Below are 19,024 nucleotides of genomic sequence, written 5' to 3' on the forward strand. Positions count from 1 at the left end.
GTACAGGAGGCACACATGCGCACCATGAGCTATAGGGAATCCAGGTCTCGTTACGCGGAAGTTCTCGACAGCGTCGTGAACGATCGTGAAGAGGTGGTCATCACGCGCGCCGGCCACGACCCCGTGGTCATCGTCGCGCTGGATGAGTACGAATCCCTGCGGGAAACCGCGCACCTCATGCACTCTCCCGCCAATGCCCGGCGACTACTCGACGCCATCGAGCGGCTCGAGGCCGGGCGAGGCGAGCAGCACGCACTCACCGATGACTGACGTCCTGTTGGTCTGGGACGCCAATGCCTGGGAGGACTACCTCTGGTGGCAGGCCCAGGACCGCAGCGTCGTGAAACGGATCAACGCACTGCTCCGGGACATCCAGCGACACGGCAACGAAGGCATCGGCAAGCCGGAACCCCTCCGTCACAACTTCGCCGGCTACTGGTGCCGCCGCATCACCGGGGAGCATCGGCTCATCTACAAGCTGGCCGACGGCGAGGTCAGGATCGCCGCCTGCCGCTACCACTACAGCTGAGCCTCGCCCCTGCGCCCCCAAGGAGCCGGAACCACGTCAAAGCCGTTCATCACTGCCGACAAGCGCATCGCCCGCTCGCTGGCGTAGACGTCCTCGAGGAACATCGGCTTGCCATCGGGCCCGGTCAGCGGCACCCGCCAATTGGGGTACTCGTCGATGGTGCCGGGCTGGTTCTGGGTCATCCGGTCGCCGACTGCATCGGTCAGCGCCACGTTGAGCAACAGCGAGGGGGTGTCCACCAGGGCACGGTGCATCGCCAGCACCTGGCGTTCCACCTCGTCAGCACCCTCATCGACCGGGTCCTCGTCCGATTCCGGACGCAGGTAGCCACGATCGGAGAGCATCCGCATCATGCCCTCCTGCTCGGTGCGGGCATGCTGCAGCTCATCCTCCAGGGACTCGGTCAGCAACCCCAGCCGGTGGCGCAGCCGCACGTGGTCCCCGGCCAGGTAACCCGCCGTCGGCGGCAGGTCGTGGGTGGTCACCGACGCCATGCAGTAGCGGCGCCACTGCTCCGGTGGCAGCGGCTGGCCGTCTTCACCGTTCTCGAACCAGAGCACCGAGGTGCCCAGCAGCCCTCGGCGGGACAGGTACTCGCGCACCCACGGCTCGACGGTGCCCAGGTCCTCACCGATCACCACCGCACCGGCACGGTAGGCCTCCAGGGCCAGGATGCCGATCAGTGCCTCGTGGTCGTAGCGCACGTAGCAGCCGTCCTTGGGCGAATTGCCCTCCGGCACCCACCACAGGCGGAACAGGCCGATGATGTGGTCGGCGCGCAGGCCACCGGAGTGCCGCAGCGCGCCGGCCACCATGTCGCGGAAGGGCGCATAGCCGAGGTCGGCGAGGCGGTCAGGGCGGAAGGGCGGCTGGCCCCAGTCCTGCCCGTTCTGGTTGTACTGGTCCGGCGGGGCCCCCACCGACACCCCCTGGGCGAAGACATCCGACAGCAGCCAGGTGTCCGCGGAGGCCTTGTTGACGCCCACGGCAAGGTCCTGCACCAGGCCGATCGCCATACCGGCGTCCTTGGCTGCCTGCTGGGCGACCGAGGACTGGTGCTCACAGTTCCACTGCAACCACTCGAAGAACTGGACGCGATCAGCGTGCTCCTCGGCGAAGGCCGCCACCTCCGGCGAGGTAGGGCGGCGGTACTCCTCGGGCCACTCATGCCAGTCGGAGCCCAGCTGCTCGAACAGGACGCACCAGGTCGCGAAGTCACGGAGCAGGCGTCCCTCACGGCGGCGGAAGCCCTCGAAGGCCATCTGGCGGGCCTGCGGCAGACCGACGCGATAGAGCACCTCCAGCGCCGACAGCTTCGCCCGCCAGGACTCGTTGCGCTTGAGCTGGTCCTCCCCCGCGAGGTCCTCGGTGAGGTTAGCGCGGATGGACTCGATCTGGTCGCGGGTGGCATCATCCACGCCCGCATACTCGGGGATGGCCTCCGGGCGCAGGTAGAGCGGGTTCACATAGCGTCGCGAGCTGGGCAGGTAGGGCGAGGGCTCAATCGGCGGTACCGGCTGGGCGGCATGCAGCGGGTTGACCAGCACGTAGTCGGCGAACTGCTGCGTCCGGGCCCAGACCTGCAGGTCGGCCAGGTCAACCAGGTCACCGATGCCCCAGGACTGGCGCGAGCGTACCGAGTAGAGCTGGGCGGCATAGCCCCAGGCGCGGCGCTCCCCCATCTCGCGGGGGAAACCGAGGAAGGCAGGGGTCACGATCAGTGAGGAGTCGATCTCGCGGTCCTGGGTGTGGAGCACCATCCGGTGGTAGCCGAGCGGCAGATCGCGGGGTAGCTCGAAGGTGGCCTCGCCCAGCCAGGTGCCATCCACCATACGGTCGGGCACCTCGTTGTTGATCTGCTGGCAGGGGTAGTGGTCGCCCTGCTCGGTGCGGATGTGCAGGTCGGCATTGGCGCCGGCGATGACGTGCACCGGGATCGTCCGGTACTGTCCCTGCTCGATGACCACGCACGAGGGCAGCGCCCGTCGCCACGGGCGGTTGCGGACATCCTCGACCGCGGCCCAGGCAGCCTCCGGGGTGCTAGCGTCGACCCCGAGCGCCGCGAGCACCGACCGCACACTGTCGGGGGAGATTGTCGTGTGGCGACCCTTCCAGTCCCAGAACTCCTGGGAAATGCCGAAGTGGTCTGCCAACTCTGCCAGTGCGGGATCCTCGAGTGCCACACTGTCAGCCTAGGACATCACCGCGACGGTGTCAGACGTGCGTCAATCACCTGCGTGCGGGCCAGGCTGTCATGCCAGGTCTGGCGTCCCGGGTGCCACAGCGGACGCAGGTAGCTGACCAGCTGCGGCAAGAAGAACAGGAACATGCTGGTCAGGTGGATGGCCAGCCAGGCCGCCGAACGGCGCAGGCTGGTGGCCCAGCTCACGCGCGGGGTGTGGCCGTGTCCGGCAGGAACCACCCGCAGGCCCATCATGACCTGCCCGAGGGTGCCACCGAGCTTGGCGACCAGCGGCAGCTGGGTGGCGAAGGCGACCAGCGCCACCACCATTATCAGGTTGCTCGCCGGGACGGCGTAGTCGAACTGGCTGCCGTCGTTCCAGACGCCGGGGTTGTCCATCGACCAGGCGAAGAATTCCTTGAAGCCGTTCCAGGCCCGGCGGGCGTAGGACCAGCCGACCAGCACGCCGAGAAGGCTGGTCAACACCCAGTCGATCAGCGTCGCGACGACTCGCTTCCAGTAGGCGGCCAGCGGGACGCCATCGGCCGTGACGCTCGGCGTGCCAACAGCCATCGGGTACGGATGCCCGTACGGCTGCCCGGGCACCCATCCCGGCTGGGGCGCCTGCACGTGGCCGGCCCCACCCGGCCGTGGCGGCCGCGGCGGGGTCGGCACGCTGCCGGGCAGCACCTGGGTCTGCGGCTCGGGCCGAACGGCCGCGGGCTCGGACGCCTTCAGCTCGACTGTGGGATCCTTCTGCGCATCGCGTAGGTTCTTCGTCCAGCGGGTTCCCTCCCAGTAGCGTTCCTGCACGCTGCCGGCGGGGTCGGGGTACCACCCGGGCGGAGGCGCGGCAGGAGCAGGAGAAGCGGAAGTCACTCTCCCATTCTGGCAGAGGCGATCAATGGGGCACTCGGCCGATCCGCAGCGATGCCGCGACCGCTGCCAAGGCCACCCCCACGACCAGCAGGAAGGTCCAGGAGAAGGTCCCGGCCGGCGCGTGGCTGAGCCGGAGGTTGGCGAAGACAGCACCCGCCAGCCCCACGAACAGTGAGTTGCCGAGCGCTTCGGCCACCTGCAGCGAACTGGTGTTGCGCCCGATCTGGGCCGGGCTCGACAGCGACATCACGATCAGGCTGGTCGAGGCCACCGCCAACCCCATCCCGAAGCCGGCCACCGTCCACCCGGTCCCCACCAGGAAGACCGACCACGACCGGGCGGTCGCGGCGGCGACCACGCCCATCCCGAGCGCCGTGCACAGGACGCCGAGCTGGACCAGCTGGTCTCGTCTCAGTCCCACCCAGGGCCTGGCCTGCAGCCAGGAGCCGGTGGTCCAGCCGATTGAGCCCACCGTGAGCATCAGGCCGGCCTTGAACAACGACAGCTCCCGGATCGTGACCAGGCTCAGCGGGAGGAAGGCTTCGGCGGCGAAGAACGCCCCCGCTTGCAGGGCACGCACCCACGAGGTCGCCGCGATCCCCGGCGCCACCCGGAAGAAGCCGGGCGCCATCAATCGGGGCAGGCTCACCGCCAGGCAAGCCAGGCCGACCACCAGGATGGGGATGGCCACCAGGTCCAGCCGTTGCCCGGCCACCTGCACCGCCGCGACACCGCCGGTCGCCACGAAGGCGCTCCACAGCGGGACCGGGTTGGCGTCCTCGGAACCGTCGGGGCGAAGCCTGTCGCGCAGGCTGGTCAGCGTCCCATTGGAGAGCACGACGGTCGCCACGACGACAGGGATCATGCAGGCGAAAACCCAGTGCCAGGACAGGTTCTCGGTCAGCCACGCGGCAATCGGCGGAGCCAGGAAGGCGGGCATCACCCAGCAGACGGAGAAGGCGGTCATGATCGAGGCGCGTCGCTGGGCGTCGAACAGGCCGGCGACCACCACCATCAGGGCGACATTGAAAGCCCCTCCCCCGAAGCCCTGCACGAACCGGGCCACCAGCAGGACGTACATCGAGGGTGCCAGTGCGGCCATCAGCAACCCCAGCCCGAACAGCAGCAACCCGGCCTGCAGCGCACGAATCGGGCCGTGGCGATCGCAATGGCGTCCGGAGAGCACGGTGGACAGCGCCATGCCGATGACGAAGAGGGTGAAGGTCCAGGCGTAGAGGGCGATGTGGCCGAGTTGTCGTCCGGCAGCGGGCATGGCGGTGGCGACGGCGACTGCTTCGAAGGCGACCGCGACCACCGAGGCGAGCAGGCCGACGATCAGGGTGCGCGGCGGCTCCACAGCGGGGCGGGGAGCAGGCTCGAGCACCTGATCACCCTAGTAGAATCGCCACCATGACCCAGCAGCAGCTCGCCCCCGGTTCGCAGACCGTTCTCGACGAACGAACCCTCAACGCCGAGGACGGCGACCACGAGCGCTTTGCGCACTACGTCCCCAAGGACAAGCTGATGGAGGCCATGGTCAACGGCACGCCCGTGGTCGCCCTCTGTGGCAAGGTGTGGGTGCCCAGCCGCAACCCGGACAAGTTCCCGGTCTGCCCGGACTGCAAGGAGATCTGGGAGTCCCTCAACGAGAAGCCGCGCTGACCGCAGCGATGTGACGCAGGGCCAGGTCGTAACCGTTCAGGCCCAGCCCCACGAGCACACCGGCAGCCTTCGCTGACAGGACGCTGTGGTGGCGGAACTCCTCGCGCGCATGCACGTTCGAGATGTGCACCTCGAGGTAGTTCGCAACCTGCGCGGCAGCATCGGCGATCGCGATCGAGTAGTGCGTCCAGGCGCCAGCGTTGAGCACGACCCAGGCACCAGAGTCGGCAGCCTCGTGCAGCCAGCTGATCATCTCGGCCTCGGCGTCGGTCTGGCGAACCTGGACCTCGAGCCCCAGTTCGCGGCCCAGGACGACCAGGTGGTCGGAGAGGTGGGCGTGGGTGGTGTGCCCGTACACCTCGGGTTCGCGCTTGCCCAGCCGCCCCAGGTTCGGTCCGTTGAGGACCATCACGGCAGTCATCAGAGTCGTCCCAATCCGATCGCGAGCCAGGTCGAGCCGTACAGGCCCCGGTAGAGCAGCGAGGCATACCGGTCGACCGCCGAGCTGCCCTCGGCCGAAATCGTGCAGACCCTGACGTCGTGGTGGTTCGCCAGGGTGACCAGTTCGCCGGCGGCGCGCCTCGCGAGCGCGTCCTGGGTGCCATCGTCGAGCACCAGCAGCACCGGACGCAGCTCAGCGGGCTCGTCGAAGGGATCGGCGAACAGGTCGCGGTTGTGCGTCGAGACCAGCACCGGCTCGAGTTCCTGGGCATCGGCAGCCAACGCGGGGCGCCCGGAGTGGCGCCGCAGGGACTCCGCCACCCGGCGCGCGGCGCGGGCAGCCAGCACGGTGCCTCCGAACAGCAGGGGTTGGGCCTCGGCCAGGTTGAGGGCCAGGTCCTTGGCGGGGTTGTCCGCGAGGCTGCGATGCGGCGAGGACTCCTGGGCGACCAGGTCGCAGGCCTCGGCCACGCTCTCGGGCACCAGGTGCGGGGCCAGGCCAAGCTCGTGGAGCACCGCCAGCACCTGCACCACGCAGGCCAACTCGTCACCGGTCTCCATCGGGACCAGCAGGGAGCTGCGCCCGGCAGCGGCTTCGGCGATCACCGAGTCGGGGCGTCCGGCCAGCATCACGGCGCTGCCCCGGCGAGCGGCTTCCCGAGCCGCCTGCACCAAGCCGGGTTCGGACCCCTCGGGGGCGAGGACGACGACCAGGTCCAGGGCGCCCACCCATGCCGGGAGCCCGTCAAAGGGCCAGGCGACGAAGGGCGAGGGGCAGAAGGGCTCCATCACCGCGCGCAGCAGCCGCGCGCCGCGGCCCAGCGCAACCACTCCGCGCGGTCGACGACCTGCCTCGAAACGCTGGGCCAGGTCACGAGCGGGCTGGGAGGCCTCGCGACGGATGCGCGCTCCCGCGCCGGCGAGGTGACGCAGCGCCTCGTCGGCCTGCGGGCTCATCGGGGAGTCGGCGAGCCTGGAGTCGTCGAAGTCCATCAGGCTGCGCTCACTCCGCCAGGGTTTGACGTGCCTCGTCGATGAGGAGGATCGGGATCCCCTCGCGCACCGGGTAGGCAAGACCGCACTGGGTCGAACCGCAGACCAGTTCGTGGGTGTCGTAGTCCACGGCGAACTTGGAGTGGCAGGCCGGGCAGGCTGCGATCTCCAGGAATTCCGCCGACAGGTCGAGTTCTGGGGTCTGGGTCATGACTGCGATTCTCTCACGAGGGCCAACACTTCATCGCGGATGCCAACCATCATCGGCTGGTCTGCGGCTTCGACATTGAGACGCAAGTAGGGCTCGGTGTTCGAGGGCCGCAGGTTGAACCACCACTCCTCGGCCCGGACGGTGAGGCCGTCGATCCAGTCCGACTCGCCCCGGTTGGCGAAGGCGTGCTCAACGCGGCCCATCACGGCCTGGGCATCCTGGACGGTGGAGTTGATCTCTCCGGAAGCGGCGTAACGCTCGTACTCGGACATGACCTCCGAGAGGGGGGCCTGGCGGCGTCCCAGGATGTTGAGGACGTACAGGGCGGCAAGCATGCCGGTGTCAGCACCCCAGAAGTCACGGAAGTAGTAGTGGGCCGAGTGCTCGCCGCCGAAGATCGCGTCGTGCTCGGCCATCAGGGCCTTGACGAAGGTGTGGCCGACTTTGCTGACCACGCAGGTACCGCCGTGCTCGCCCACGACGTCAGCCACGGTGCGGCTGGTGATGGTGTTGATCACGATGGTCGCGCCCGGCTCACGCTCGAGCTCGGCGCGGGCGATCAGCGCGGTGATGGCCGAAGGGCTGACCACCTCACCGCGCTCGTCGATGAGGAAGCAGCGATCGGCGTCCCCGTCGAAGACCAGCGCGAGGTCGGCGGAGTGCTCGCGGACGGCCTGCTGGGCGTCCACCAGGTTCTGGGGTTCGAGCGGGTTGGGCTGGTGGTGGGGGAAGGTGCCATCGAGGTCGAGGTAGAGACCGATGATCTCCAGCGGCAGGTTTCCCAGAACGGCGCCCACGGTGTGGCCTGCCATGCCATTACCGGCGTCGATGACGACCTTCAGCGGGCGGATGCCTTCGAGGGGGACGAGGGTGCGCAGGTGCTCGGCGTAGCCGGACAGGGCATCGACCTGCTCCACCACGCCCTCGGGGAGGGTGGTGTCGACGGTGCCGTCGAGCTCCATGGCACGGTCGCGCAGTCGGGACAGGAAATCGGTTTCGACCGGACGCGCGGCCGAGCGGCAGAACTTGATGCCATTGTCCTTGGCCGGGTTGTGACTGGCAGAGAATTGAACACCGGGCAGCGCGAAGGCACCGGAGGCGTGCCAGAGGCCGTCGGTGGAGGCCAGGCCGATGTCCTTGATCCGAGCCCCCCGCGAGGCGGCACCGGCGGCGAAGGCGCGTGACATCTCCTCACCGGTCGTGCGCATGTCGCGACCCATCACGAACTCCTGGCCCTCGAGGCCGGCCAACTCCACGAAGGCAGCTCCCACGGCCGCCGCTCCGGCGGCGTCCCACTGGACGCCGACCTCCCCGCGGATGTCATTGGCCTTGAAGATTCCCTCGGTGATCACTTCGCCAGCCTAGCGGCGAGGCTGCCATCGTGACGCCGTTGTGGGGCCTACTCTCGGCCTGTGCCCCTTCGACGTCATTGCCAGCGCACCTCGTGCTCGAACCGCGCGGTGACCACGCTGACCTATGACTATGCCCACCAGAGCGTCGCGCTGGGCCCGCTGTCCCCTGCGCCGGTTCCGGGCGCCTATGACCTGTGCCGCCGGCATGCCGAGCGGACATCAGTGCCCAATGGCTGGGAGCTGATCCGGCTGCCCGGGCTGGACGAGGCTCCCCCGCCACCCCCGACTGATGACCTCCTGGCCCTGGCGGACGCGATTCGCGAGGTGGGTCTGCGGGATGACGATCCGGCTCTTCTCCGCGCGGCGGGGCTCGAGGACCGCGACCCCATCCTGGACGGCTCCGTGGTGGTGCTGGCCGAACGCGGGCACCTGAGGGTGATCGCGGACCGCTAGCCCCTCTGGCCAATCCGCTACTGGGGCCAGCTGAACTGCTGCTGCCCGTCGATGGTGACCTCAATCCTGGGCTCCTCGCTGATGTCGAGGTGGGCGGTGAGTTCATGCCCCTCGGCGCGGACGGCATAGCTGATCGTGGGATTGGTCTTGTCCAGCACCTGCAGTCGTCCGGTGCTGATCCACGGGTTGCGGCGACGAAGTGCGATGAGTTCCTGGTGGAGCCGATGCATCCACTCCCCGCCCGGATGGAGCTGGCCCGGGTGCTCCGGAAGGGGCGGCCGGACCGGGTCGTCAGCGGCCACGCCGGTGCCCTTGGTCCCACGGAAGGCCTGCTCGTCCCCGTAGTAGATGCTGGGCATCCCCGGGAGCGTCAGCAGGAGCGCAGCGGCGACGGCGGCCCCGGTGTCCCCCACGGTGCTGGCGATCCGCGAGACGTCGTGGTTGCCGATGAAGGTCTGCATGGTCGTCTTGGACGCGAAGTCGTCGTGGCGTTCCAGCGCCCAGGCCAGTTCCCACATGTTGCGGTCGTTCAGGCTGCTCCAGATCGCCTTCCACAGTTCGTAGGCTGTGACGGAGTCGAGGTGGCCCTCGCGAGCGATGCCGGGGAAGTCGCCGTGGATGACCTCACCCAGGAAGAAGGCCTCGGGGTGCGAGGCGTGGACGCGGTCGACCACCTGCGTCCAGAAGTGGCTGGGGACGGCGTAGGCGACGTCGAGGCGCCAGCCATCGGCGCCGCGGTCCAGCCAGAACTTCATCACATCTGCCACCAGGTCGACGACGCGTGGGTCGTCGTGGTCGAGTTCGGCCAGGTCGCCGTGTCCCTCCCAGCCCCGGTGGACACCGTCGGCGACGTGGACCATGCCATGGCCCTGCAACGCCTGTTCGACCAGCGGATGCTGCGCGCCGATGTGGTTGAAGACGCCGTCGAGCATGATCATCAGCCCGCGGGAGTGGGCCTGGTCGACCAGATGGTTCCAGTCGGCCTCATCCCCCAGTCGCGGGTCGAGCCGAAAGTGGTCAACGGTGTCGTAGCCGTGGCTGGTGGACGCGAAGATGGGCCCCAGCAGCAGGCCATTGCACCCCAGCTCAATGACGTAGTCCAGCCAGGCCTCCAGGCGTCCGAGCCGATGCCCCTGCCAGTCGCCGGGATCGCCGGGCCGGATGGGGGCGCCACAGGCACCCAGCGGGTAGACATGCCACCAGATGGCGTGGTCCAGGTCAGTCATCAACACTCCTATTGAGTCTCACTCAGCCGGGCCGGAGCCCGTGGCGAGGCCATGCTGAGCCCGGCCGCAGCGACCATAGCGGTCAGCTTGCGACAGATGCTCGATCCAGAGATGAACTTTACTGTTGCTCCCGCGCCTCGTCGCGCCCGGGCACAGCCCCGCCCTCGCAGCCTGAGCGCTAGGCTCGAATCCATGGTGAAACGACGGGACAGGCATGGCCGCGGGCTGCGTGGACCCGTCATGCCCGGCGCCCGCACACCCGGCTATGTCTCCCGACCCGAGGCTTTCGTGGACGCAGTGCAGGATGCTGTCGGCCGGGTCCAGCGCAGCTGTCCCGAGGCGCTCGGTGGTATCGACATCGGCATCGAGGACGTTCCGCGGGGCCCCTCCAGCAATGGCGGCGTGCCCCTGGCCGTTGCCATCGAGGCCGTCGGCAGCTACCCTGCCCGCATCGTGATCTTCCGCCGTCCCCTCGAGCACCGCTCAGCCACGAGGCGCGGACTGCGCATCCTGGTCCACCGCACCCTGGTCGAGCAGCTTTCCGCAGTCACCGGCCACAGCGTCCACGACATCGACCCCCACGTCGACCTGGACGACGACTACTAGGTCTGGCCCAGCTGTGGGTCCAGCATCCCCGGCTCGGGTCGGGTGGTGTTCTGCACGGCGCGCACCCGGGTCGAGGCCAGCCCCTTCCCGGTCACCAGGACGCCCGCAGCGATCGGCTTGTCGGAGGTGATCCGCACCACGCCGGCCGGGACGGCCACTGTCGCCGTCCCGCCAGCGGGAACCTGGTGCCGCGTGCTGGCGCGCCTGGTGTCCTCCACTGTCACCTGGGCCAGGGACTCGCCGGTATTCACCAGCTGCAGCTGGCCTTCGGGGACCACGTCGCGCAGTTCGGTTCCTGGGTCCTGGGGTGCGAGCCAGACCCGATCCGCGCCGGCGGTCACATCCACGGCACCAGCGATCGGGCCGCTCCCCTCCACCAGCAGCCCCACGGATTCTCCGTTGAGCGGATCGGTCAGGTCCAGTTCGACGGTGACGCCCGGGTCGATGGAGACCTCGCCGCCCTCGGCAGTGAAGCGTCCGCGGACTCCGAGTGCGCTGACGACCACATCGACGGTCTCGCGGCCGGGGTTGAACAGCACCAGCCGCACCTTCGTGGACGCCGGGACACCGGCGAAGGCGAGGGTGTTGCGGGCCTGCGAGGGTGCCATCTGCTCCCGTCCGCCGCGGGTCAGATTGGCACTCGCCCGCACGCGTCCCTGGGTGGCGACGAAGGTGGCGGCGACCGCTGTCGCGGTTGGCACGTGCACCGAGATCGGGACGCGCACAGACTGGCGGCGCGGCACCACCACGCCCTCGAGACCGGCTGAGGTGATCCGGCCCGAGGGTCCGTGCAGCGTGATGCTCACCACCGCATCGACCTGGTCGGTGTTCACCAGCAGCAATTCGGTGTCCGTGGCGATCGGAAGCATCACGGTGCCCCTGGTCGCGGGGGCCCCGCACTCGGTCCACGACATGGCGTCGCCGGCCTTCGACAGCACTGCAGCGGCGAAGTGGCCCTCACCGGTCCGGGTGAGCAGGACGGGTCCGGTGACGCGTTCGGTCCCGAAGGGGTCTTCGACAGCAGCACCGGAGGGCGTCGTCACCGCCACCGCCTCTGCCTGGGTGGTGAACACGGTGCCCAGGGCACCGGGGAAGGCGCAGGACAGGGAGCGCACCGGTGGCACCATCGCAACGGGCCGCTCCACCGGCTGCGCGGGACGCACGAAGCCAGCCGCGACCAGCGTTGCCCCCGCGACGACCAGTGTGGTGAGCGGCGCCACCAGGCTGGATGCTCTCATGAGGCCCTCCTCGGGGTGGCGAGGCGGGCAGGGGGGCGGGCCCCCTGCCGTTGGACACTCGGTGCGGTCAGGACCGCCAGCACGACGACCCCGAGGAGCTGGGCGGGTACCTGCCACCACGGCGTCGCCATCCGCCAGGTCACTGCCCCGGACTTCCCACCCGTCGAGCCGTGGAGGCCAAAGCCACTGGCGTCGGCCTGGACCGGCACCCTGTCTCCCCCGACTCGGACGACCCACCGGCCATCCGGGGTCTCCGCGAGCCGGAAGGTGCCCGCCGCTTCGTCCAACGCGAGACGGCTGGTCAGCCCCTGGACCGTCCAGACGGTGGTTCCCTGCTCGGAGGTGGAACTGTGGAGCCCTGGAGCATTCGAGAGGGCCGCCTGCCCGCGGACCTCCCCGCCGGTCATTACGACGTGGGCGATCCCCAGTCGTGCCAGCCGGGCGGCCAGGTCATCCGAGGGGGTGCCCTGGGCGAACTGGGCCGCCAGGGCCGCGACCTGGTCAGAACGTTCAGGAGACGCCAGGACCGGGTGGGCCTCGCCACTTCCCCAGGCCGGTCGCTGGGCGGAGGTCAGGGCCCAGCGGTGCGTCCCGGCGTCCATCGCGATGAGGAGCGCTCGTGAGGCCCGCGACGACTGCTGGACAGCGGTGACGAACTCGGGGACGGCTGTCTGCCGCACCTGCAACGGGCTGCGTGAAGCACCCACCATCGCCACCCCAAACCCCAGCACAGCGATGAGCAGAGACAACAGCACAGCTGCCAGATGGGCACGCGGCACGATCGGGCTCGTTCGCTTGCGGTTCAGCGCCAGGGAGACCAGCACCAGCACGCACGCCACGGCGGTCAGCTGCCAGGGCTCCCCCGACGGATGTACCGATTGGCCATCCACCGGAACGAGCAGCTTTGGCAACCAGGCGCCGATCACGGCACTCGCTGCAACGCCGACCACCAGCCCTGTGGACGCGGTGCGATGGAGCCGGGGTCGGCCCTGGATCACCCCGAGCACCGCCAGCAGCATCATCAGCACAGCCAGGCAGGCGCCCATCCACAGCGGCATCGCGCCGGCGTCCCCGCGGGCCAAAGTGGGGTCCGTGCCGGTGAGCAGCCGGCCAGGATGCTGGACCAGCCTCGGTAACCAGGGCAGGAGCAGCAGCCAGGGTCCGAGCGCCACCGCCAGGCCAGGGGCATGGAACCGGCGGCGCGTCAGCGCCCGGGCGGCGCCGATGACCAGACCGGCCATGGCGAACAGGGGTGAACCCAGCGCCAGGAAACCCAGCGCCAGCGCCAGGGCAGCAGGCACCCGCCACGGGTCAGCAACGTCGTCCTCCTGGCGGAACCAGCGAACAGCCAGCCCCGCCGCGACGGGCAGCAGGATGGTCGCCATGGCCCCGGAGACGCTGCCCCGAGCGGTGACCCCCAGCAGCACAGCGCTCGCCGGCCACGCCAGCGCGAGCGCAGCAGCCAGCCATCCGTCCCCGAGCACTCGCCGGAGGCCGCGATGGGCAAGCAGGCCCCCGAGCAGTGGCGCTGCGACAACCAGCAGCCGGACGAACACCTCTGGTTGGCCGCCGGCCAAGGTCGACCCGAGTGCCATGAGCCCCAGCCACCCCGCGTTGGCACCCCACTCCCCCGGTGTCGGCTGCAGCCAGGCAGCCCACGCGGAGGCGAGGTCGTGCGGTGCCGGGGCAAGCGCCACCGAGCTCAGCCGGCCGCGACCAAAGAGGTGCCTCGCGGAGGAGAAGGTCGCCACCACCAGGACCATCATCAGTATGCGACCGGGGGTGGCCAGACGGCGCCGGGTGCGTCCCCCGGCGAAATCGTCACCGATCAGGTCGTCCAGGGAGGTCTCGGGATCGTCGCCACGGCGTTCGCGCCAGGAATCGGACGCCGCCCTGGCCACCCGGTCCCGACGCGAGGCCCAGACCTCGCGCGCAGCGGGCCTGAGCCCGGGAGCCAGCGTCGCAGCCGCAGGACCAGACCTCGCGAGCATCCGGTCCACCTCATCGCGCTGCCTGCCAGCCTGACGTGCGGCGCCGAACTCGGCTCGCGCCTCTGCGGGCGCCTTGCCCAGCAGGTAGCCGGCGCTTCGCTGCAATGCCAGGCGACGCTGGCGGGCGAGCTCCCGACGCGGGTCGGCGGCGTGGGCCGCCATCATGCGCATGCCCAGCAGCCGATCGGTCATCGCCGGCTCCTGGATGAGGTCGGAGTCGCGGTCGCCGAAGCGCCCCTCCTGACGGTGGTGCAGCGCCGCGTCGGGGGCAGTCACGACCAGCGCCCCGGAGCCGTTCGCCCGCCAGCCGAAGTCCTGCCCATCGCGAAAGAGCGGGAGTGCGGGATCCAGACCCCCCAGGTCGTCCCACACGGTGCGGCGCACCAGCATGCCAGCGGTCGAGCCGCCCAGGACCGGCCGCGAGTCCAGTTGTCGCTGGTCGATCTCTCCCGGTGCGAGTCCCAGGAAGCGGCTGCCCCCGGCGGTGACCGAACTGCCCACCTCGGCGAGCTGGTCAGGGTGGTTGCGTCGGTGGGGCTGCAGGAGCTTGGGGAACAACAGGTCGGGATGGTCATCCGCAGAAGCCCGCACCAGCAGCTCGCGCAGGGCCTCCGGTTGGGGTTCGAGGTCGTCGTGCAGCAGCCAGAGCCAGTCGAAGCGCCCGGACGTACCCCCGAGAACATGCGCGACTGCGGCGCCGAAGCCCGGCTGTGGTCCGGCCTCGACCACCTCGTCGAGGACGCCTCGGGCTCGGGCGTCGATCAGCATCTGCCGCGACGCATCCGTGGAACCGGTGTCCACCGCGACCAGCCGCCCCGGCTGCTCGGTGAGGCCCGCGAGCGCGAGCAGGGTCCGGTCCAGCCAGTCAGCAGCCTGGTGGACCACCAGCACCGCGAGCACCTGCTCGGGACTCTCCCTGCGAGGAAGCGGCTCGGGCTCCTCGTGGGCCCACGCCCAGTCCTGGATGGGGGCGGTGCTCGGCGGTGGGCCGGCATCATCATCGCGCGCCCACGCCCAGGGGTCCTCACCGCTGCTGGCTGTCATGGTGGTCCCATCATGGCCGATACGACGAACCCCCGCCGGTGGGGCGGGGGTTCTCATCGTGATCGTCAGGCTCGCTTGCGGAGGCGGCGGCGCTCCCGTTCGGAGAGCCCGCCCCAGATGCCGAAGCGCTCGTCGTTCTCGAGGGCATATTCGAGGCATTCGCGCTTGACCGTGCAGGTCTCGCAGACCCGCTTCGCCTCGCGCGTCGACCCGCCCTTTTCCGGGAAGAATGCCTCCGGATCCGTCTGGGCACACAGTGCCTGTTCCTGCCACGCGAGGATGCCGTCGTCTGCGACAGCGATCACCGTCAGCAACTCGTTCATTTCTGTCCTCTCGACCCGGATGTACCCAAATTACAGCCGTGCAATTAGCGTCAGGTCAAGCCAATCCCGACGATCGGGGCGCTCCAGGACAACTTTTTCGATCACGACCGGCGTGTCGGACGGCGTGTCGCCGCCCGGCACGTCGATCCCTGCTCACTGCTGGTTCGGGTTCTGACCCCACGCACCCGGCTGCTGCGGGTACTGGTTGGCGGACGGCTGCGGCATCGCCGAGGGCTGGTTCGAGGCCGATGGCTGCCAGCCCTGGTTCTGCGAACCGGGGGTGCCCCACGTAGAGGCCGACGCGCCTGAGGCGGCATCACCGGCACGATTCCACGCCCCACCGGAGGCCTGGTCAGCCTGCCAGGAGGGCTGGTGCATGGGCTGCTGGCCGGGCTGCTGCGGGGCAAGCTGACCCTGCTGCTGGTACCCGGCCGGGGCCACCGCCCCCTGGGCTCGCTGCCAGGCGACGTAGAAGAAGATGCCCAGGGCGCCGAGCAGGGCCAGGTTGGTGAGCAGGCTCAGCAGGTTCCCGAAGACCGCGATGCCCTCCTGGTCGCCGCCCAGCCCGATCAGACGCATGATCATGTGCAGCAGCGCCGCGGAACCGGTGACGGCCAGACCAGCCAACGCGATGGTCTTGGCCATGGCCGAGGGACGCCAGAAGACGCATACGGCCACGCAGAGGGCTGCGATCAACAAGGCGACATTGGGTGCGAAGTAGCCGGCGGCGGCATTGGCCTGATCCGCCAGCTTGGGCTTCATTCCTTCGGGGTAGGCGCTCTTCAGCACCTGCATCTGCACGAATCCATTGATGATCGAGACCACAGCGGCGCCCAGCGCCGTCCAGCCAGCGATCTCGCGAAACTTTGCGACCTGCTCCATGACGTCCTCTTTCCGAGTTTGACTGCGGTGGACACTCTAGGGGTCCCAGGGGTCCTCAGCCGTGCGTTTCGCCGTGCTCCTCGACCACGCGCGCCACCAGGTCCTTGACACGCTCGGACGCATCCAGCGGCACCACGAGGGTCGCCTGTCCGGTTGTCACGACCGCCATCCGCTCCAGTCCAGCCACCGCCAGGACGTGCTCACTGCCTGCGCGGTTGATCAGCAGGTTGTGCCGGGAATCCAGCGCCACGGTGGTGCCGGAGGCGGCATTGTCATCTCCGTCGCGACGCAACTGTTCGGCCAGTGCCATGAACGAACCGACGTCGTGCCAGCTGATCGGCAGCTCCACCGCCACCACGCGTCCGGGCACCGCATCGGTGGAGACGGGCTCCATGATCGCGTAGTCGACCGAGATCTTGGTCAGCGTGGGGTAGATCTCCCCCACCCGCTCGGGGTGCTGGGCCAACTCACCGACCTGGGCGAAAGTGACCGGCTGCAGCCTGTTCAGCGCCTGCAGGAAGGTGGAGACCCGCCACACGAACATGCCCGAGTTCCACCAGTACTGCCCACTGGCGAGGTATTGCTCAGCGGTCTCGGCGTCCGGCTTCTCCTTGAAGGACTCCACCTGCTGCGCATTCTCGAAACCGACCAGCGACTCCCCGCGGTGCAGGTAGCCGAACCCGGTCGCAGGGTGGGTGGGGACCACGCCGAAGGTGACGAAGGCGTCCTGCTCCTGCTCAGCGATCCGGAAGCCCTCGTCGAGCCGGTCGCGGAAGGTCTCCACCGGGTCCATGATGTGGTCGGCGGTGAGCACGGCCATCACGGCATCGGGGTCACGCTGCGCGATCACGGCAGCCGGCCACGCGACCGCGTTGAGGGAATCGCGGCCGATCGGCTCGCCCAGCAGGTTCTCGGCGGGGATCTCCGGCAACTGCTCCGCCACCGTGTCGGCATAGGGAGCTCCGGTGCAGACGATGATGTTGGCATCCGGCACGAACCCCTGGACACGCTCATAGGCAATGCGCAGCAGGGACTTGCCGTTGATCAGGGTGAGCAGTTGCTTCGGCTCACCCTGCCGCGACAGCGGCCACAGGCGCTTCCCCGACCCACCGGCGATGATCAGCACGTAACGCATGCTGCGAGGTTATCGGCCCGGGGTCACCCCGGGCCTCCCCCACGACCTAGCATGGCCGAATGCAGTTCCCCCACTGGCTGGAAAAGCGTGTCGCCACCGATCCTGCCCGTCCTCTCCTGGTCTGGTACGGACCGGGCGACGAACGGGTCGAGCTCAGCGCCACCACCTTCGCGAACTGGGTCGACAAGACCGTGAACATGCTTGGTGACCTGGGCTGGGAGGACCAACCCCGCGTGGCGCTGTGCCTGCTCGACGAACGCCCCGCGCACTGGACCACGCTGGTCTGGGTGGCTGCGGTCTGGCAGCTGGGCGGCGTGGCGGTGCCGTGCCCGCCGCGCGAGGTGGACGCCCCCGACCTGGCCGTGGTCGGGCCCTCGCACCCGCACCCGATCGCGGGCATGGACACCATCGCCTGCTCCCTGCACCCGCTCGGCGCCGGGTTCAGCGACCTCCCGCGTGGCCTGATCGACTATCGCGAGGTGCTGGGGCAGCCCGATGTGCACACCCCGGCCCAACCGGTCGACCCGGATTCCAGCGCGTGGGTCTCTGCGTCGGAGGAGCATCGCCACGCCGAACTCGAGCAGGTCACCGCCGAATCAGGACGCGTCCTGGTCGTCGCCGAGGGCTTGACCCCCTGGCAGGTGGTCTGTCGCGCGCTCGTCGGCCCCCTGCGCGGTGGCGGGTCTGCGGTGGTCGTCGAGGGACGCCCGGAGCCCGAGCGCGTGGAGCGCATCGCTCAGACGGAAAAGGTCAGCTAGACGGACGGGGTGCGGCGTCGGTGCGGCGGCGCTGCGCCTGGGGGACACCGACCAGGAAACCGGTCCCCCAGGCCAGGTGCATCACGGCCAGCACCAACGGCAGCCGCGCCCGCGCTGCGGGGTCCAGGCCACGGGCCGACAGCGTCCCACCCAGCACGAAGGCCACGTAGGACAGCGGGGCAAGAAGGCCGACCACTCGCCACTGTCCGCGTCCCCGAACCGCTGAGGACGCGGCCAGACCCAGCCCGGCGAGGATCCCGGCGACCGTCACCGGGGGTGCCAGATAGCGCAGGGAGGCTGTCTCGGGGTGGCGGCGGATGACTTCGCGACGCCAGCGCCCGGTCCTGAAAAACTGGCGGGCCAGGGTGGCCACGGAACTGCGCGGGCGATAGGTCACCACCAGGGCGGGGCTGTAGATGACCTTCTCCCCCGCCTGGCGCAGGCGCAGGTTGAGCTCCCAGTCCTGGGCGCGCAGCAGGTCCGGGTCGAAGCCACCCACCGCCAGCAGGGACTCCCGCCGGAATGCCCCCAGGAAGACCGTCTCGGCCGGGCCCTGCGGGGTCTCAGCCAGGTGGAATCCTCCCCCGCCGAGCCCGAGGCGGGAGTTGTAGGCAGCCGCCACCGCCCGCTCGAAAGGAGTGGTGCCGCGGGCATCCATGCGTCCACCGACGTTGGCGGCATCCGTCTCGTGCAGCAGGCGCACGGCCGTGGCGATGTAGCCCTCGGGCAGCTCGCCATGGGCGTCCACACGGATCACCACCGGGTGCGAGCTGGCGGCGATGGCCAGGTTGAGGGCATCGGGAGTGGTGCCGGTGGGGTTGTCGATGACCCGCACGCGCGGGTCGTCTGCCGCGATCGTGGCCGCGATCCTGGGGGTGTCGTCGCGGCTGGGCCCGACAGCCAGCAGCACCTCCAGCGGCCCGGTGTGCTCCTGGGCCAGGACGCCCTCGACCGATGTGCGCAGGTGGCGCTCCTCGTTGAGGACCGGCATGACCACGCTGACCGGGCTGTCCAGGGCGATGCGGGGGCGACTCACCGGTCCATCATGGCAGGTCCGCCGAAGACCCCGGACCGTTGCCATGCAATCCCACGCGCCACCTTCCAGCGGTTCAACAGCGC

The 19,024-nt window shown here is 69.6% G+C and carries 20 protein-coding genes; 6 read left to right on the forward strand and 14 right to left on the reverse strand.

The features are described from left to right. The first annotated feature begins 15 nt into the window (after positions 1-15). Positions 16-270, forward strand: a complete 255-nt coding sequence (locus M3G03_RS10665) for a type II toxin-antitoxin system Phd/YefM family antitoxin (protein WP_259809758.1) — start codon at positions 16-18, stop codon at positions 268-270. Next, positions 263-529, forward strand: coding sequence for a Txe/YoeB family addiction module toxin (locus tag M3G03_RS10670; protein WP_259809759.1), 267 nt, complete (start codon positions 263-265; stop codon positions 527-529). The genes M3G03_RS10665 and M3G03_RS10670 overlap by 8 nt, the downstream gene beginning before the upstream one ends. Here M3G03_RS10670 and malQ read toward each other — a convergent pair. The 3 genes from malQ to M3G03_RS10685 are packed head-to-tail and all read right to left on the reverse strand — an operon-like array spanning position 520 to position 4,974. Further along, entirely contained in the window at positions 520-2,712 is a 2,193-nt protein-coding gene (gene malQ, locus M3G03_RS10675; RefSeq protein WP_259809760.1) for a 4-alpha-glucanotransferase, read from the reverse strand. The two genes, M3G03_RS10670 and malQ, sit on opposite strands and share 10 nt — an antisense overlap. Positions 2,713-2,729: 17 nt before the next feature. Beyond that, positions 2,730-3,590, reverse strand: a complete 861-nt coding sequence (locus M3G03_RS10680; RefSeq protein ID WP_259809761.1) for an RDD family protein — start codon at positions 3,588-3,590, stop codon at positions 2,730-2,732. Positions 3,591-3,612: 22 nt separating this feature from the next. Then, positions 3,613-4,974 (reverse strand): MFS transporter, encoded by a 1,362-nt coding sequence (locus tag M3G03_RS10685; protein WP_259809762.1) that lies wholly within the window; start codon positions 4,972-4,974, stop codon positions 3,613-3,615. A 26-nt stretch (positions 4,975-5,000) separates the two neighbouring features. Between M3G03_RS10685 and M3G03_RS10690 the strand changes: the two genes are divergently transcribed. After that, positions 5,001-5,252 (forward strand): DUF3039 domain-containing protein, encoded by a 252-nt coding sequence (locus tag M3G03_RS10690; protein ID WP_259809763.1) that lies wholly within the window; start codon positions 5,001-5,003, stop codon positions 5,250-5,252. On the opposite strand, the gene aroQ is transcribed toward M3G03_RS10690, so the two are convergent. From aroQ to manB, 4 genes are read right to left on the reverse strand one after another with little or no spacing between them, the layout of a single operon-like run. Next, entirely contained in the window at positions 5,233-5,673 is a 441-nt protein-coding gene (gene aroQ, locus M3G03_RS10695) for a type II 3-dehydroquinate dehydratase (protein ID WP_396121943.1), read from the reverse strand. The genes M3G03_RS10690 and aroQ overlap by 20 nt on opposite strands. Further along, the gene (locus M3G03_RS10700; RefSeq protein ID WP_259809764.1) at positions 5,673-6,686 is read right to left on the reverse strand and encodes an SIS domain-containing protein; all 1,014 of its coding nucleotides are present in this window, start codon (positions 6,684-6,686) and stop codon (positions 5,673-5,675) included. Before M3G03_RS10700 ends, aroQ begins: the two co-directional genes overlap by 1 nt. A 10-nt stretch (positions 6,687-6,696) precedes the next feature. After that, complete coding sequence (locus tag M3G03_RS10705) at positions 6,697-6,897, reverse strand: Trm112 family protein (RefSeq protein WP_259809766.1); 201 nt, start codon at positions 6,895-6,897, stop codon at positions 6,697-6,699. Continuing rightward, positions 6,894-8,249 (reverse strand): phosphomannomutase/phosphoglucomutase, encoded by a 1,356-nt coding sequence (manB, locus tag M3G03_RS10710; RefSeq protein WP_259809767.1) that lies wholly within the window; start codon positions 8,247-8,249, stop codon positions 6,894-6,896. Before manB ends, M3G03_RS10705 begins: the two co-directional genes overlap by 4 nt. Before the next feature lie 60 nt (positions 8,250-8,309). On the opposite strand from manB, the gene M3G03_RS10715 reads away from it, so the two are divergent. Then, on the forward strand, positions 8,310-8,702 hold the full coding sequence (locus M3G03_RS10715) for a DUF3499 domain-containing protein (RefSeq protein ID WP_259809768.1): 393 nt from the start codon (positions 8,310-8,312) through the stop codon (positions 8,700-8,702). A 17-nt stretch (positions 8,703-8,719) separates the two neighbouring features. On the opposite strand, the gene M3G03_RS10720 is transcribed toward M3G03_RS10715, so the two are convergent. Then, positions 8,720-9,928 carry an alpha-amylase family protein gene (locus tag M3G03_RS10720; protein ID WP_259809770.1) on the reverse strand — a complete coding sequence of 403 codons (1,209 nt, stop codon included), beginning with the start codon at positions 9,926-9,928 and terminating at the stop codon, positions 8,720-8,722. A gap of 192 nt (positions 9,929-10,120) precedes the next feature. Between M3G03_RS10720 and M3G03_RS10725 the strand changes: the two genes are divergently transcribed. Then, complete coding sequence (locus M3G03_RS10725; protein WP_259809771.1) at positions 10,121-10,534, forward strand: metallopeptidase family protein; 414 nt, start codon at positions 10,121-10,123, stop codon at positions 10,532-10,534. Here M3G03_RS10725 and M3G03_RS10730 read toward each other — a convergent pair. The 5 genes from M3G03_RS10730 to M3G03_RS10750 all read right to left on the reverse strand — a co-directional run bounded on the left by M3G03_RS10730 (position 10,531) and on the right by M3G03_RS10750 (position 17,147). Further along, a complete protein-coding gene (locus M3G03_RS10730) occupies positions 10,531-11,772 on the reverse strand; it encodes a DUF5719 family protein (RefSeq protein WP_259809772.1) in 1,242 nt (413 codons plus the stop codon). The genes M3G03_RS10725 and M3G03_RS10730 overlap by 4 nt on opposite strands. Further along, entirely contained in the window at positions 11,769-14,807 is a 3,039-nt protein-coding gene (locus M3G03_RS10735; protein WP_259809773.1) for a glycosyltransferase, read from the reverse strand. Before M3G03_RS10735 ends, M3G03_RS10730 begins: the two co-directional genes overlap by 4 nt. A gap of 65 nt (positions 14,808-14,872) precedes the next feature. Next, positions 14,873-15,130, reverse strand: a complete 258-nt coding sequence (locus M3G03_RS10740; protein WP_259809774.1) for a WhiB family transcriptional regulator — start codon at positions 15,128-15,130, stop codon at positions 14,873-14,875. Positions 15,131-15,283: 153 nt separating this feature from the next. Next, on the reverse strand, positions 15,284-16,012 hold the full coding sequence (locus M3G03_RS10745; RefSeq protein WP_259809775.1) for a hypothetical protein: 729 nt from the start codon (positions 16,010-16,012) through the stop codon (positions 15,284-15,286). A gap of 55 nt (positions 16,013-16,067) precedes the next feature. After that, positions 16,068-17,147: a mannose-1-phosphate guanylyltransferase gene (locus M3G03_RS10750; RefSeq protein WP_259809776.1), complete on the reverse strand. Its 1,080-nt coding sequence runs from the start codon at positions 17,145-17,147 to the stop codon at positions 16,068-16,070. A gap of 59 nt (positions 17,148-17,206) precedes the next feature. Between M3G03_RS10750 and M3G03_RS10755 the strand changes: the two genes are divergently transcribed. Then, complete coding sequence (locus M3G03_RS10755; protein ID WP_259809777.1) at positions 17,207-17,905, forward strand: TIGR03089 family protein; 699 nt, start codon at positions 17,207-17,209, stop codon at positions 17,903-17,905. On the opposite strand, the gene M3G03_RS10760 is transcribed toward M3G03_RS10755, so the two are convergent. Next, positions 17,898-18,941, reverse strand: a complete 1,044-nt coding sequence (locus M3G03_RS10760; protein WP_396121944.1) for a glycosyltransferase family 2 protein — start codon at positions 18,939-18,941, stop codon at positions 17,898-17,900. The genes M3G03_RS10755 and M3G03_RS10760 overlap by 8 nt on opposite strands. Positions 18,942-19,024: the final 83 nt, after the last annotated feature.

The sequence above is a fragment of the Aestuariimicrobium sp. p3-SID1156 genome (assembly GCF_025144225.1).
Classification (GTDB): domain Bacteria; phylum Actinomycetota; class Actinomycetes; order Propionibacteriales; family Propionibacteriaceae; genus Aestuariimicrobium.

What these genes read in the sequence shown, in the direction of transcription:
- M3G03_RS10665 (WP_259809758.1), top strand. Translation starts at nt 16, where the DNA reads ATGCGCACCATGAGCTATAGGGAATCCAGGTCTCGTTACGCGGAAGTT.
- M3G03_RS10670 (WP_259809759.1), top strand. Translation starts at nt 263, where the DNA reads ATGACTGACGTCCTGTTGGTCTGGGACGCCAATGCCTGGGAGGACTAC.
- M3G03_RS10690 (WP_259809763.1), top strand. Translation starts at nt 5,001, where the DNA reads ATGACCCAGCAGCAGCTCGCCCCCGGTTCGCAGACCGTTCTCGACGAA.
- aroQ (WP_396121943.1), bottom strand. Translation starts at nt 5,673, where the DNA reads ATGACTGCCGTGATGGTCCTCAACGGACCGAACCTGGGGCGGCTGGGC.
- M3G03_RS10700 (WP_259809764.1), bottom strand. Translation starts at nt 6,686, where the DNA reads ATGGACTTCGACGACTCCAGGCTCGCCGACTCCCCGATGAGCCCGCAG.
- M3G03_RS10705 (WP_259809766.1), bottom strand. Translation starts at nt 6,897, where the DNA reads ATGACCCAGACCCCAGAACTCGACCTGTCGGCGGAATTCCTGGAGATC.
- M3G03_RS10720 (WP_259809770.1), bottom strand. Translation starts at nt 9,928, where the DNA reads ATGACTGACCTGGACCACGCCATCTGGTGGCATGTCTACCCGCTGGGT.
- M3G03_RS10725 (WP_259809771.1), top strand. Translation starts at nt 10,121, where the DNA reads ATGGTGAAACGACGGGACAGGCATGGCCGCGGGCTGCGTGGACCCGTC.
- M3G03_RS10730 (WP_259809772.1), bottom strand. Translation starts at nt 11,772, where the DNA reads ATGAGAGCATCCAGCCTGGTGGCGCCGCTCACCACACTGGTCGTCGCG.
- M3G03_RS10735 (WP_259809773.1), bottom strand. Translation starts at nt 14,807, where the DNA reads ATGACAGCCAGCAGCGGTGAGGACCCCTGGGCGTGGGCGCGCGATGAT.
- M3G03_RS10740 (WP_259809774.1), bottom strand. Translation starts at nt 15,130, where the DNA reads ATGAACGAGTTGCTGACGGTGATCGCTGTCGCAGACGACGGCATCCTC.
- M3G03_RS10745 (WP_259809775.1), bottom strand. Translation starts at nt 16,012, where the DNA reads ATGGAGCAGGTCGCAAAGTTTCGCGAGATCGCTGGCTGGACGGCGCTG.
- M3G03_RS10750 (WP_259809776.1), bottom strand. Translation starts at nt 17,147, where the DNA reads ATGCGTTACGTGCTGATCATCGCCGGTGGGTCGGGGAAGCGCCTGTGG.
- M3G03_RS10755 (WP_259809777.1), top strand. Translation starts at nt 17,207, where the DNA reads ATGCAGTTCCCCCACTGGCTGGAAAAGCGTGTCGCCACCGATCCTGCC.